This is a genomic window from Salinibacterium sp. SWN139 (genome assembly GCF_015864625.1).
GTDB lineage: Bacteria > Actinomycetota > Actinomycetes > Actinomycetales > Microbacteriaceae > Rhodoglobus.
Genome location: NZ_JADYWV010000001.1, coordinates 989,691 through 1,003,426, shown reverse-complemented (window position 1 = coordinate 1,003,426; position 13,736 = coordinate 989,691). Strand labels below are relative to the sequence as shown.

15 protein-coding genes and 1 tRNA gene are annotated in these 13,736 nt (G+C 62.1%); 5 read left to right on the top strand and 11 right to left on the bottom strand.

Annotation, left to right across the window (positions count from 1 at the left end; all coding sequences use genetic code 11):
• Positions 1–23: 23 nt before the first annotated feature.
• Positions 24–97 (top strand) — tRNA-Thr (locus I6E74_RS04800).
• A gap of 314 nt (positions 98–411) precedes the next feature.
• Positions 412–1,527, top strand: a complete 1,116-nt coding sequence (dapC, locus tag I6E74_RS04795) for a succinyldiaminopimelate transaminase (RefSeq protein ID WP_307784379.1) — start codon at positions 412–414, stop codon at positions 1,525–1,527.
• 46 nt (positions 1,528–1,573) lie between these two features.
• Here dapC and I6E74_RS04790 read toward each other — a convergent pair whose 3' ends face one another.
• The 5 genes from I6E74_RS04790 to I6E74_RS04770 all read right to left on the bottom strand — a co-directional run bounded on the left by I6E74_RS04790 (position 1,574) and on the right by I6E74_RS04770 (position 6,058).
• On the bottom strand, positions 1,574–2,614 hold the full coding sequence (locus tag I6E74_RS04790) for a zinc-binding dehydrogenase (protein WP_197123428.1): 1,041 nt from the start codon (positions 2,612–2,614) through the stop codon (positions 1,574–1,576).
• Between the two features lie 177 nt (positions 2,615–2,791).
• Entirely contained in the window at positions 2,792–3,601 is an 810-nt protein-coding gene (locus I6E74_RS04785; protein ID WP_197123426.1) for an SDR family NAD(P)-dependent oxidoreductase, read from the bottom strand.
• Positions 3,602–3,606: 5 nt separating this feature from the next.
• Entirely contained in the window at positions 3,607–4,461 is an 855-nt protein-coding gene (locus I6E74_RS04780) for an SDR family oxidoreductase (protein ID WP_197123424.1), read from the bottom strand.
• Entirely contained in the window at positions 4,458–4,856 is a 399-nt protein-coding gene (locus I6E74_RS04775) for a helix-turn-helix domain-containing protein (protein WP_197123422.1), read from the bottom strand. Before I6E74_RS04775 ends, I6E74_RS04780 begins: the two co-directional genes overlap by 4 nt.
• Before the next feature lie 161 nt (positions 4,857–5,017).
• Positions 5,018–6,058, bottom strand: coding sequence for an alcohol dehydrogenase catalytic domain-containing protein (locus I6E74_RS04770; protein WP_197123420.1), 1,041 nt, complete (start codon positions 6,056–6,058; stop codon positions 5,018–5,020).
• A 141-nt stretch (positions 6,059–6,199) separates the two neighbouring features.
• Between I6E74_RS04770 and I6E74_RS04765 the strand changes: the two genes are divergently transcribed.
• From I6E74_RS04765 to I6E74_RS04755, 3 genes are read left to right on the top strand one after another with little or no spacing between them, the layout of a single operon-like run.
• A complete protein-coding gene (locus I6E74_RS04765; RefSeq protein ID WP_197123418.1) occupies positions 6,200–6,766 on the top strand; it encodes a helix-turn-helix domain-containing protein in 567 nt (188 codons plus the stop codon).
• A 2-nt stretch (positions 6,767–6,768) separates the two neighbouring features.
• Positions 6,769–7,335, top strand: a complete 567-nt coding sequence (locus tag I6E74_RS04760; RefSeq protein ID WP_197123416.1) for a hypothetical protein — start codon at positions 6,769–6,771, stop codon at positions 7,333–7,335.
• A gap of 55 nt (positions 7,336–7,390) precedes the next feature.
• Positions 7,391–7,990 carry a YdeI family protein gene (locus I6E74_RS04755; RefSeq protein WP_197123414.1) on the top strand — a complete coding sequence of 200 codons (600 nt, stop codon included), beginning with the start codon at positions 7,391–7,393 and terminating at the stop codon, positions 7,988–7,990.
• 37 nt (positions 7,991–8,027) lie between these two features.
• Here the strand turns inward: I6E74_RS04755 and I6E74_RS04750 are convergent, their stop codons facing one another.
• The 6 genes from I6E74_RS04750 to I6E74_RS04725 all read right to left on the bottom strand — a co-directional run bounded on the left by I6E74_RS04750 (position 8,028) and on the right by I6E74_RS04725 (position 13,708).
• Positions 8,028–9,233 (bottom strand): DUF6596 domain-containing protein, encoded by a 1,206-nt coding sequence (locus I6E74_RS04750; protein WP_307784378.1) that lies wholly within the window; start codon positions 9,231–9,233, stop codon positions 8,028–8,030.
• A 55-nt stretch (positions 9,234–9,288) separates the two neighbouring features.
• Positions 9,289–9,627: a YciI family protein gene (locus I6E74_RS04745; protein ID WP_231604469.1), complete on the bottom strand. Its 339-nt coding sequence runs from the start codon at positions 9,625–9,627 to the stop codon at positions 9,289–9,291.
• Between the two features lie 18 nt (positions 9,628–9,645).
• Positions 9,646–10,068: a DUF1761 domain-containing protein gene (locus I6E74_RS04740; protein ID WP_197123408.1), complete on the bottom strand. Its 423-nt coding sequence runs from the start codon at positions 10,066–10,068 to the stop codon at positions 9,646–9,648.
• 98 nt (positions 10,069–10,166) lie between these two features.
• Positions 10,167–11,597, bottom strand: a complete 1,431-nt coding sequence (locus I6E74_RS04735; RefSeq protein WP_197123406.1) for a sulfatase — start codon at positions 11,595–11,597, stop codon at positions 10,167–10,169.
• A 30-nt stretch (positions 11,598–11,627) separates the two neighbouring features.
• Positions 11,628–12,692 (bottom strand): Gfo/Idh/MocA family protein, encoded by a 1,065-nt coding sequence (locus I6E74_RS04730; protein ID WP_197123404.1) that lies wholly within the window; start codon positions 12,690–12,692, stop codon positions 11,628–11,630.
• Complete coding sequence (locus I6E74_RS04725; protein ID WP_197123402.1) at positions 12,689–13,708, bottom strand: ABC transporter substrate-binding protein; 1,020 nt, start codon at positions 13,706–13,708, stop codon at positions 12,689–12,691. Before I6E74_RS04725 ends, I6E74_RS04730 begins: the two co-directional genes overlap by 4 nt.
• Positions 13,709–13,736 lie beyond the last annotated feature (28 nt).

The following is a 13,736-nucleotide window of genomic DNA, read 5'->3' as shown; positions in this document are numbered from 1 at the left end:
TCTAAAATAGGGCGTTGGCCCAAGCCTCCTTAGCTCAGCTGGCTAGAGCACCGCTCTTGTAAAGCGGGGGTCGTCGGTTCGAATCCGACAGGAGGCCCAGCAAAGATGTCGAGGGCAGTCGGGGTTATTTTAACCCTAGCTGTCCTCGACATCGCTGTTTAACCAGCGGCCATCGGCGGGAATGCCGCGCGTCGGCCACGTCGGACCGATCTTCCTCATGCTGAGTAATATCCACACGGCTGATCGCTCCGCTGGTGCGAATAACGCCGATAGCGTGTCTTCGCTTATGTGTTTCATAGGAAGCTCTGGTTGGATAGGTGACATGGATGCTTACTTCAACTACGCCGGAGCCCGATCGCCCCATTCCCGGGCAGTGTCGAATCTCTCGATTCGCCGCTCCGGAGTTGTCGCGTGAGCGCCTCCGTGGGGTCTTCGGCTCCTGTGACTCCGTCACCGATGGAGGTGTCGGCTGAGCTTCGCCGTCGCGCAGTCGCCCACCCGGGCGGGTTTGCCGACCTCGCGACCGCTTCCCCTGTCGACCCGACGCCGCAAGTCTTTGTCGATGCGCTGGCTTCAGCGGGCGGCGCACCTGGCTATCCCTTGACCATTGGGGTCGTCGAGTTGCGTGACGCGATGGTGAACTGGTTCGATCGCATCCGCGGTGTCACTCTCAATCGAGAGGGTGTGCTGCCCACGATCGGCTCTAAAGAGCTGTTGGGTTTACTGCCATTCTTGCTCGGGCTTGGCGCGGACGACGTAGTGGTACGCCCCGCGCTTGCCTATCCCGCCTATGAAGCGGGGGCGCTCGCTGTCGGTGCCAGCGTCGTTGCTGAGGACGATCCGGCCAAGTGGCCTGAGGCGACCAAGCTCATTTGGCTGAACTCCCCTCGCAACCCCGACGGCCAGACCCTGACCGTTGAGGAGTTGCGTCGTGCTGTCGCCCGAGCTCGCGAGCTCGGTGCTGTGATCGTCGGGGACGAGTGCTACGCCGTGTTGAACGAGCGCAACGGGGAGCGGATCCCGTCCATCCTCGACCCGAGAGTGGTCGGCGACGACATGAGCCAGGTTCTCGCCTGCTATTCGGTAAGTAAGCAGTCGAACATGGCTGGATACCGGGGCGGCATGGTGGCCGGAGACGAAGAGCTGATCGGCAAAATTGCATCGAAACGCCGCAGCCTAGGCCTCATGGTTCCTGCGCCCGTGCAGCAGGTACTCAGCGCAGTCCTCTCTGATGACGAGCATGTTGTCGAGCAGCGCGATCTCTACACCGCACGACTTGAGCGACTCCGCACTGCCGTCGAGGCAGCCGGACTCGAGATTCATGGATCGGAAAGCGGCCTATACCTCTGGGCCACGCGGGGCGAAAGCGGAATTGATACCGCGATGGCGCTTGCCGACATCGGCGTGCTTGTCTCGCCCGGCGAGTTCTACGGTCCGAGCGGCACGCAATTCGTGCGCTTTGCCGTGACGGTTCGAGATGAGTACCTCGACCGGGCGATCATCGCCCTTCAGTCGTGGTCCCGCTGACGAGACCACGCTCCGTGGCCCCGCTAGCGAGAATCCAGCTCGGGGCCTAGAAGGCGACCATCACCTTGAGGCTCTCGCGGGAGTCCATGGCGGCGTATCCCAGCGCAACGTCGTCGATACCCACGACGCGATCGAAGACACGACCCGGAACGATCGAGCCGTCGAGCACGTCCTGGAGCGCGGATTCGATGTAGGCGCGCACGGGGGCAGGTCCGCCCGTGAGCGTAATGTTGCGGCTGAACAGAGAACCCCAGCCGATGGGAGCCTCGGAATACTGGGGAACGCCGACCCGTGAGATCGTGCCGCCCACGCGGACGGACCCCAGCGCCTGCTGGTATGCCGGGAAGTGGCCAACCGCCTCGATAACGACGTGACTACCCTCGCCGCGGGTGAGTTCGCGCACGCGGGCGACTCCTTCTTCTCCGCGCTCGGCCACAATCTCGTCAGCCCCGAACTCGACACCGAGATCAGTGCGCGACTGATGCCGCCCCATGAGGATGACCCGCTCGGCCCCGAGCTTCTTTGATGCCAGCACGGCCGACAGTCCGACCGCTCCGTCGCCAATCACCGTCACCGTCTGTCCCGCACCAACCCGCCCCATATGCGCGGCGTGGTAACCGGTGAGGTAGACATCGGACAGAGCGAGAAGCGACGGAATCAGTTCGCTTTTCTCGTCGACGCCCGGCACTGCCACCAGACTGCCGTCTGCCTGCGGCACCCGCGCGTATTCCGCTTGGAAGCCGCCGACTTCGGGTTTGTTGTAAAAGCCGCCGTGGCGGCAGGAGGTCTGGAAACCTTCTTGGCAAAAGACGCAGGTGTTGTCTTGGTACGTAAACGTGGCGACGACGAGGTCTCCTCGTTTCACCGTGGAGACCTCAGAGCCGATTTCCTCAACGATGCCGACCATCTCGTGGCCCATCGGAGCACCAATCGGGCCTGGCTTACGCGTGTGATAGGGGTGCAGGTCTGAGCCGCAGACACAGGCACGAACAACCCGGATGACGGCGTCTGTCGGAAGCTGGATCACCGGGTCCGCTACCGTTTCCACTCGCACGTCGCCCGCGCCGTAGAGAAATGCTGCCTTCATAGAGTTACCTCGCAATATAAGCCTGTGGCTGAGGCCGCTCTCCACTGGGATTCGTGAACGCGCGACCAGCTGACGACACAACAGTACACGGCGCTATCGTCGATACCGGGGAGGGCATCCGCCTCGGCACCGGCTCGTGACACACGGTCTCTCGCCGACGAGCGTGAAGGCCCGAACCTAGCCGCTGATGCCTGCCAGCAGCGCCCGCTTCTGCTCAACGTTCATCCCGTGCCTGACCGCGGCGATCTTGTTGCCCGTGATGTAGACGGCGCTGGCACCGGTGAACTGCTCGGCGAATCCGGCGTCGTAAATGCGCTGCGATCCGACATCGGGGTCCCCAAAGAACCGACTCAAGAACTTCGTGATGATCGCGGGGGCATCCCCGTTTCGCGTCATGTCGGTTCGTCGTGACCCGGGATCGACCGTCACGAAGGTTACGCCAGGCCAAGACTCGGTGATGTTGTTGAGCAGGAGCATCGCGGCCTGCTTGGACTGCATGTAGGTGAGCATCCCGGCTTGTGTGGTGGTGCCCACGAGCGGCCCGACGTTGAGCTTGTTGCGCTGCATGCCACCCGTTCCCGTGTTGATCACCTTCGCGTCGCCCGACTTCAGCAATAACGGCTTAAGGGCTTCGGCGAGAACGACCGGCGCGAGAGTGTTGATTTCGTAGTGCAGCTCGTTGCCTTGCCCGGAGGAGCGCCCCGATGCGGTCAGGATCCCCGCGTTGTTGAACAAGCGGTCGAGCCGCGGCCACGCCGCAGTGATCTCTGCAGCCACCGCTCGCACTTGGCTCTGATCGCTCACGTCGGCGTAGAAGAATTGGATGCCGTCGACGATTTCCGGTGCGAGCTCGGAGAATTGCGCGATCGTTTCTTGCTTGCGTGCCTCGGAGCGAATGATGAGCCCGACGGTGTGGCCGGCGGCGAGCGCCCTCTTAGTGACACCGAGGCCGAGACCGGTGTGGCCTCCCGTAATTAAGACATACATCGTTGTTACTCCTTCTCGGCGGATTTCAGGACCTGGGCGAGTGACATCGGCGCACGCCCCGTGATCTTCTCGACGGCATCGCTCAATCCCGAGAGGGCTCCGGAGGCGATGGCGGTGTAGGTGGATACCCACGACTCCACTTCCCACTCGGGAGCACCGAAGCTCGCGCGCGAGGCATACGCCTCTTCGATCGTCTCGTCGTGGTACGTAATGGTCTTACCGAGGTGGGCGCTTAGAATTTCGGCAATCTCGGTCAGCGAAAGCGCCGCCGGACCGGTCATGTCGTAGTGCACGTTGACGTGATCGGCGGGGTTCTGCAGCACGGTGGCAATCACTCGGGCGATGTCTTCGCGGGCTACAGCGGAGATGCGTCCGTCGCCACCGGGGCCACGAATGACTCCGTCGTCGCCCACGAGGAACTTCATGAAGTCGAGGTAGAAGTTGTCGCGAATGAAGGTGTAGTTGAGGCCGGCATCGATGATGTACTGCTCGGTGACACCGTGATCCCGCCCCAGCGTGAAGGTGGATTCGGGGCTCGGGTCAATGAACGATGTGTAGACGATGTGGCGAACACCCGCATCGCGCACCGCGTCGATGAAGGTGCGGTGCTGATCGAGTCGCTCGTCCCCTTCGGGCGCCGACACCATGAAAACAGTCTCGACACCCTCAAGTGCGGCGATGGTCGCCTCGCGGTCGCTGTAGCTGAAGGGAGAGACGGCAGCGGCAGGCAACTGCGGAGCCTTGGAGGGAGTGCGTACGAGAAGTCGCTGGGCGGTTCCGGCATCCGCAATGTTGCGGGCAACCATTGAACCCAGGTTTCCGGTGGAGCCAGTGACGGCGATGGTAGGCAGAGAAGTCATGAGGATGTCCTTTCGAGACGGTTAACGGGAGGGTGGGCCTGGTCATAGGTTTCACGCGCGGCGAGGACGCCATGCATGTGCCCCTTGACCCACTCTTCGAGAGCTTTCACGGGGGCTATAAGAGAGCGCCCCGCGTCAGTGAGTTCGTACTCAACGCGCGGTGGCATTTCGGGATACGCGGTGCGCGTGACGAGTCCGTCACGCTCGAGGCCCCGCAAGGTTTGCGCCAGCATCTTCTGCGAGATGCCGTCAACGCGCTCAGCGACCCCCGAATGACGCAGGGGCCCCTCAGCGAGCGCACCAACCACAAGGACAGTCCAGCGACCACCGATCTGGTCGAGCATTTTGCGCGAGGGGCACTGCTGATTGAAGGGGTCAAACTCTGGCTTGGCCATACTTTTCACCGCATCCACTTCTTTTACTCCACAACAGGGCTTAACTCTCCAAAAGAGAGCAACTCTCCGATGGAGAGAAAAGCAAGCAAAATTTTTCCCCACCGCCACCCGACACGGAAAAGATGCGGGGCAGCGATGGGGAATATCTAACGACTGCGAGGCTACGTCGGGTCGACCATCACCTTGAGAGCGGTACGCTCATCCATCGCGGTGTAGCCGTCGGGGGTCTGCTCGAGCTTCACTGTCTGATCGAAGACGAGGCCAGGGTTCACGGTCCCGTCGAGTACTCCGGGCAGCAGTTGTTCGATGTAGGCGCGCGCGGGGGCTACACCGCCGATGAGGCCGACGTTCTTGCCGAAGAGGCTCCCGCGTCCGACAGGGGCATCTTCGTACTGGGGAACGCCAACGCGGCTGATCACTCCGCCAGCACGAACAACGCCGAGGGCCTGCTCGTACGCGGGCATGAAGCCGACGGCTTCGAGAACCGCGTGGCTTCCCGTGCCGCCGGTGAGTTCGCGCACTTGGGCGATCCCCTCCTCGCCTCGCTCGGCTACGACATCCGTGGCACCGAACTGGATGCCGAGGTCGGTACGTGCCTTGTGGCGGCCCATGAGAATGATGCGCTCAGCACCCATCTGCTTGGCCGAAAGCACGGCGAGGAGGCCGACAGCGCCATCGCCGATGACGGTAACGGTCTGGCCAGGAGCGACACGAGCTTTGTAGGCGGCGTGCCACCCGGTGGCGTAGACGTCAGAGAGCGTGAGGAGGCCGGCGTACTGCGACTCGTCGACGGTGCCGGGAACCTTCACGAGGGTGCCGTCGGCGTAGGGCACGCGCACGGCTTCGGCCTGGCCACCCGTGATACCGCCGTTTCCCCAGTAGCCGCCGTGGATGCACGAGGTCTGGAGGCCTTCGAGGCAGAACTCGCAGGTTCCGTCGGAGTAGGCGAAGGGAGCGATGACGAAGTCGCCGACCGTGAGCGTGGCAACGTCTTTGCCGAGCGCTTCGACCACGCCGATGAATTCGTGACCGATGGGGCGAGCATCCGCATCCGCTGGCATCGAATGGAAAGGGTGCAAATCGCTGCCACAGACGCACGCGCGGGTGATGCGAACGACCGCGTCAGTGCTCTCTATGAGCTGGGGGTCAGGGGCAGTGATGACGCGGACATCGCCGGCGCCGTAAATGTAAGTAGCTCGCATGGGTCTATTCAACGCCTGATTCGCGCCCAGCAACGAATCAGTCTTTGTTCAGCGAGCAGGAGTATCACCGCGGTCGCCACGCGGCAAAGACACCCTGTAGACAGATATATCTAATTCGATATAATTGCGCTGGAGGTTCTTATGACCGCATCGACCCTGCTCCGCTCGTCCCGCCGCGCAAGCGGTGTCACGCAGGGCGCGCTCGCTGCACGCTCACACATCAGCCAGCCCAACGTTTCCTCAATCGAGAGCGGCAAGCGGATCCCCACTGTTGAAACCTTGGAACGTTTGCTCCGCCAGATGGGACACCGCCTCATTGCCGTCTCTGCTTCTGGCGTAGACGCAACTGAAACGGCCGAACGCATCGCCACAGCGACATCCCACGCCTCAGCACTTCGCGCATTCCTTGACTTCTCTGACAGTCTCGCGCGCGCAACCGACATCGACCGCATTCTTCTCACCGCAAGCGAGCCCCCCACCACCGCAGACCACTTCTGGGATGCCGCACTAGCCGCGCTAGTCGATCACCGACTAAGCGTGGCCTCGTCCCCCAAACCGGCGTGGATCAATTCACCATTACGCACCCTCGCATCCCCGCTGTCATCGCACTTGGGCGACTACGATCTCGCGCCGGATATCGCAAACGTTCCCGAAGAGTTTCTGCGGAGAAATGTGTTGCTTGAGCGCGCGACGCTGGAGAGTGTCTAAGGATGCAGCTAGAACGCGACGATCTCATCGAAGGTCTGCGCGACCTCGTTCGTGCGGTTCAGGAGCGGCAGCTATCGCACGTTTCCATTCGAATCGTTGGCGGAGCAGCGCTTAGACTCGCTCACTTCGACCGAGATACTACCGCCGACATCGACGCACGCATCCACCCGATAGAGCCGTTGTTGCCGATCGTCGCTGAGATCGCAACCGCACGAGGATGGCCTCACGACTGGCTCAACAACAGCGCTGCGATCTTCATCCCGAACCTTGGCCATGCAATCCACTGGGAACCGGTGTTCGACGACGACAGCATTTCGGTCGCCATCGCCCCGGTGGATGCACTCCTCGCAATGAAGCTCGCAGCGGCGCGGCCCGGCCGAGATCCAGACGATATCGCAAAGCTGCTCTCCCTCAACGGCATAGCGACCGTTGCGGCCGCTGAGGAGCTTTACGAGAACTTTTACCCCGGTGATGCGCTCCCCGACCGCACAATTGCGCTACTCGACCGGATTTTCAGTGTCGGTCTACCGCCCGCTCCTCCACGGCCGGAGAAGCCCCACCTCAACTGAGCCAAAGATCACGACCGGTCCACATTTGGTCACCCCTCTGAAAGGCAGTAATCACATGGCCAGTTTCGCCGACAAACCCATCCTCGACGTCACCATCGCCGAGTGGACCACCTACCTCGAGAACGAGCCCTCGCTCGAGGGCGTGCGCCTCAAGCTGCGCAAGAAACTATCGAAGGCTACTGGGATCACCTGGAGCGAAGCGCTCGACGTTGCCCTATGTTTCGGGTGGATCGACGGCCAGATGGCACGCCTCGACGACGACTACACGCTGCAAGCGTTCACCCCGCGCCGCAAGAACAGCCCGTGGTCTCAAGTAAATCGCGACCATGTTGCTCGCCTCATCGAGGAGGGCCAGATGCGGCCCGGCGGCCTCGCCGAAGTTAAACGAGCTAAAGCCGACGGCCGTTGGGATGCGGCCTACAGCCAGAAGAATATGACGACTCCCCCAGACTTGCAGGCCGCCCTCGACGCAAACCCGGCCTCGGCAGAGTTTCACGCCAGCCTCACCCGCAGTGAGCGCTTTCAGATTTATGCGCGGCTCACCGGCATCAAGACGCCAGCGGTGCGCGCCGCCCGCATCCGGGATGTCGTGGAGAAGGGTGCGAACGGCGAACATCACTACGCGCAGCCGACGCCCGCGGCCAAACGGCCCTAGCTGCCCTCACTGCCGAGCAAGCGGAACTCCGCTGGAGCTAGCCGGGCAGTTGCGCAATACGCCGATCGAGGTGCTGCTGCTCGGCGGCATTCGTGGCCAGTTCGCGCGCTTTGGCGAAGGCTTTCGCCGCGGCATCCGCATCGCCCACACGCAACAACAACTCGGCGTGAGTGGCCCAATACAGGTGATAGTTCTCAAGGCCGGTGATCTCGGCGAGCAAGCGCAGACCCGCGTCAGGGCCGTCGGCCATCGACACCGCGACGGCACGATTGAGTGCCACTACGGGCGATCCGCTCGTCATCGCCAGCAGCACGGCGTAGGCGGATGCGATGGCCGGCCAGTCAGTGTCAGCGGCGGTGCGCGCGGTGGCATGGTGGCGCGCGATGACTGCTTGGGTTTGAAACGGCCCCGGCTGCAGGCCTGCGAGCGCACTACGCAGGAGCCCGTTCGCTTGCTCGATGAGCTCGCCATCCCAGCGAGTACGATCCTGGTGCTCGAGAAGAACAAGTTCGTCGCCGCGAAAGCGAATGTCGTGGCGGGCGCGAGCGTAGAGTTCGAGCGCCAGCAGGCCTTCGACTTCGGGGTTGCCCGGCAGCAATTCGCGCGCGGTGATTGTGAGGCGAATCGCTTCCTCCACGAGGTCGATGCGGGCGCCAGCCGCACTCCCCCGTGAGAGATAGCCCTCGTTGAAAATGAGGTACACCACGGTGAGCAGGGCATCGACTCTCGACGTGAGGTCTTCGGGGATGCCGAGCGGGATGCCCGCGTCGCGGATCTTGCGCTTCGCCCGCACGATCCGTTGCGCAAGGGTCTGCTCGGGCAGCAAGAATGCCGCGGCAATCTCCGCCGTCGTAAGGCCGCCGACAAGTCGGAGGGTCAGCGCCACTTGGGTGTCTCGACTCAGTGCCGGGTGACAACAGAGCAGCAGCAACCGCAGGTGTTCGTCGCCCGAATAGTGAGCGTCGTCAATCAATTCGGGCACCTCCTCGCCGTTACCATCGGGGCCATAGCCACCACTGTTGTGCTCGGCGACAGACAGAAGATCAGGGGCTGAGCGCGAGAGACGTCGCGCGGCGGCAGCGTCGCGCCGCACACGGTCGACCGCGCGATTACGCGCCACCGTGTAGAGCCAGGCTGCGGGCCTGTCAGGCACTACGGCCCAGTTCAGAGCCTCGACAAGCGCGTCCTGCACTGCCTCATCAGCAACATCGAGCCCGAAGCGGTGCGTGAGAAGAGCGAGCACGTGCCCACTCTCCTCACGCGCTAGGCGGGTGACCGCCTCTGAGTTATCAGGCACGCTACGAGGGCACCACCGGGCGAACCTCGAGCGAGCCAGCCGGAATCGGAACCTCGGCAGCAAGCGCAAGCGCCTCATCCAGATCTTTGGCTTCCACAATGTAGTAGCCGCCAAAGTGTTCTTTGGTTTCAGCGAAAGGACCGTCGATGATCGTGTCGCCGGCACCGTAAGCGCGACGAATCGTGGTCGCCGTCTCGACGCCCAGCAACTGATCTGCGGCGACATAGTGGCCGCCATCGATGAGCTTCTGGTTGTAGGCCATCCACGGCGCCATCATCTCGTCGAAGCCGGGCTCTCCCGGGTTCGGTCCGTCCATGGGCTCTGAGTGAATCAGGATCATGTACTGCATGGTTTTTCCCTAACCGATCTGTGACGTGTGGCCGAAGAGGCCAATAACAACGGACATGACGATGAGAACTGCGAGCTGATGACCCATATCGATCGCAAACAGCGTCGGGGACTTCTTCTCAAAAAGATACTCGACGGCGTTACGCGACGCGGTAAAACCGAGCCAGGTAATGGATGCCACCGCCAGCGTCACGGTCAGAAACGAGCCACCAAGCTGGTCGTGCGCGATCGCTGCCGCAAGCGCCAGCACTGTTGCCGTTATAGCCGTGGCCACAAGCGCCAACAGATAAGCCCACCCGGGAGTCTTCGCCGCCAGCTCTATCCCGGCTCGCGCCGCCCACGGCTTACCGAGCAGCGCCGGTGAAAACCAGGCCCACCCGACGAGCATCCCCGCGACGGTGGCGATTGCGATCGCCAGCAGATTCAGCATCATCTTGTCCTTTCGGGGCCGGAATTTCCTGCCCTTCACTGACATGACGCAGGGCACGTGCCTAATCGACACGTGCCCTGAAAAAACTTTCAAAGAATTCTTTAGATACCGACCGGCTTCGGCTGGCTGGGGTGCGGCTCGTCTTTGAACGAGGCCTGCGCCTTCCACATTTTGACCTTCATATCTGCTTCGACCTCGGCGTATTCAGCCGTTCCGTAAACGTTGTTGAGCTCGTCGGGGTCGGTTTCGAGGTCGTACATTTCCCACTCGGAAGGGTAAGAGAATGGCCCGGTTCCTGGCACACCCAATCCGTCGTTGTAGAAGAAGATCAGCTTGTAGCGGTCGGTGCGGTAGCCGTAGTGGGCGGGCGCGCGATGGAAGACATCGTCGTTCTCCCAGTAGCGGTAGTACATGCCCTCGGCGGGTTCGACATCCGGAGTTTCAATGAGGTCGGGCCAGAGGCTACGACCCTGCATGCGCGGGTGGTGCTCTACGCCGGCGGCGTCGAGAATCGTCTGCGCAAGGTCAACATTGGTCACGATGCCCTCGTACGACTTGCCCGCCGCCAGCTGAGCTGGATAGCTGAGCACGAACGGCATCCGCAGCGATTCTTCGTACATGAAGCGCTTGTCGAACCAACCGTGGTCACCCAAGAAGAAGCCTTGATCCGAGCTGTACATGAGCAGGGTGTCGTCGAAGTCGCCGCGCGCTTTGAGCCAGTCGGTCACCCGCCCAACGTTGTCGTCGACCGAAGCGACGCACGCAAGGTAGTCCTCCATGAAGCGCTGGTACTTCCACAGGGCGAGCTCGTCGTAGGTGAGCCCCTCGGGTGGTGTCTGCTTGAGGTCGGCTTCATTGAGGTTCTCGGCAATGCGCATCGCGGCCCGACGAGCGGATGACGTGCGCGTTTCGTAGTCGTCGGTGAAGGTGGCAGGCACCGGGATCGGGTCGGAGTACATTCCGGCGTGCTTCTCGTCAGGCTCCCACGGGCGGTGCGGTGCCTTGTGGTAAATCAGAACGCACCAGGGGTCGTCGCCCTCGAGCTCGTCGACCCATTTGAGCGAGAGGTCGGTAATCACGTCGGTGGCGTAGCCGGGAACGGTGCGCAGCCCATCCGGGTTCAAGAATTTCGGGTCGAAGTATTCGCCCTGCTCAATGAGCACATCCCAGTAGTCGAAGTTCTGGGGGTCAGCTTCTCCGCCATCGCCCATATGCCACTTGCCGACTATGGCTGTGCGGTAGCCCGCGTCTTTCAGCTGAGAGACGAAGGTCGGCTGGCTCGCATCGATCGGAGTCACGAGCGTGCTGACACCGTTGATGTGGCTATATGTCCCCGTGAGAATGGATGCCCGGCTCGGCGAACACAGCGAGTTGGTTGCGAAACAGTTGTCGAGCTTCCATCCCAACTGCGCGATCTCGTCGATGCGGGGTGTCTGGTTCACGACCGACCCATACGCACCAATGGCGTGCGAAGCGTGATCATCGGTGAGGATCATCACGATGTTGGGGCGGCGCGTGGCTTTCTCAGTCATTAGTGTTCTTTCGTCGTTCAGCGTGCTGCGTTAGATCGCGGACATGTCGATCGGAACCCAAGTTCCGACCTCCATGGAGCGATAGGCGGCATCAATGATTGCGTTGTCGATGTAGCCATCAACAAAGGTTTGGCGCGGCTCGACGCCGGTGCGATAGCACTCCACAAAGTGGGTGAGTTCTGCGTGGTAGCCGTACACCCAGGGCTCGTCGGGCACGGGGGTGATCCAGCCGGTGGCTGCTCCGGCTTTTTCGACGACATAGTCGGCGGGGTTTCCCGCGAAGGCACGGATGCCCGTCTCGCCGGTTTCATCGGTGCCGATCCAGCCGGCGGTGCCGTGAATCTCGTTGCGCACATCCAGTCCGGCGATGTGGCCCCAGCTCACCTCGACCTGAGCCATACGGTCATCCTCAAAGCGAATGAGCGCCACAGCGGTGTCTTCGGTGTCGACGTCGTCGCGCGAGAGCCGTGCACCCCACGCAAAGACTTCCTTGGGAGCGGTGTCGTAGCCGATGAACCAGCGCCCGATGGCTACACAGTGGCAGCCGAGAGCGCGCAGTGGTCCGCCGCCCGATCGCGAAACATCGCGAGCGTGCTTGTGCGGATGCCCGTGAGATTCCCGCGCTCGAACCGAGGTCACTCGGCCAACGGCGCCAGCATCCACGAGTTCCTTCGCTTTCACGAGGCCCGGAGCGAACACTTCGGTTTCGGCGTAGGCATGCCAGACGCCGGCTTCGCGAACGAGGCGCAGGCATTCGGCAGCTTCGGCTGAATTACGGCCGAGTGGCTTGGTGCAAATGATGCCCTTGCCTGCCGCCGCCGCAGCGGCAACGACCGCAACGTGTTGGTCTTGAGGGAGCGCGACGATGACGACGTCGACATCGTCGCGCTCCACGAGTTCAGCGACAGTGGAAACAACAACCGGAATGCCGAAGCGTTCCGCGAATGCTGCCCCCGACTCCGCCGAGCGTGCCGCAACAACTGTGACGTCATGCCCGCGGATGCTGCCGAGTGCTCGAAGGTAGAAGTCGGCTACGAAGCCGGCGCCCACGATCCCTAAGCGGACCGGAGCACCGGTCCCTAGCCGACCGGTCACTTGAGGTTGTCTTTGGCTGCGGCGAAGAGGTCGACGTTGATGAAGTCCTCTGGTGCTGCAGCTTCGTCCGCCGTCAGGCGACCGACGTCAAGGAACAGCTGCGTAAAGGAACCGAAACGCTCGTACGTTGATCCGTCGGCGTTGTCAGCCAAGATCTGGTCAGACGTCCACCATTCGAGGCCGTCGGCCTGGCTCTGAAGCTGTTCAGCGGGAGCACCCGAGAGAGCAGCAGACAGAGCGACAGTGTCTTCGGTGTCCGAAATGCGGTAGTCGTTCGCTTCGATGAATACCTCGAGGAAGCGGGTAAGCGCTTCACTCTTGTCGGCAATCGCATCGTTCGAGGCAACCCAGGCTCCGAGGAACTCGGTTTCGGGGAAGTCGACGTTGTTAGCAATGACCTGAGCGTCAGGAACCGACTCGAAGATCTGGTCGCTCAAGGGCGAGAAGATTGCTGCGACATCGATCTGGCCAGCAACGAATGCCGAAACGACGCTCGGCGGGTCCAGCGGGATGCGCTCGATGTCAGCTTCGGTGAGGCCAGCTTCTTCGAGGGCAAGCGCGAGAATCATTTCGCCCGATCCGCCATCCGGAACACCAATTTTGAGTCCCTTGAGGTCAGCCATCTCGGTTGCACCCGACTCGGGCGAAGCGATGAGGAAGTCACCAAAGGTGCTCTCGTTGGGCGTGATAACGGTGCCCTGGCCTGAGGCGGGCATCCACATGGCGCCGCCACCGATGTAACCAACGTCAAGCGATCCACTGGCCATGGCCTGAATCTGGGTTGGACCATTGGTGAAGGGAACGAGGTTGACGTCGAGTCCAGCCTTGGTCCAGAGGTCCTGGTCATTAGCGACGGCAATAATGCCGACACCGTTGATGCTGGTGTCGATGTAGCCGACGTTGATGGCGACGAGTTCTTCGCCGCTCTCGTTGCTACCGGCATCTGTCGTGCAACCGGTCAATGCGAGAGCAAATGTTGCGGCGACTGCTGCCGCGCCGAGCATTTTCTTCTTCATGGGGCGTCCTTGCCTGTGATTGGAGATG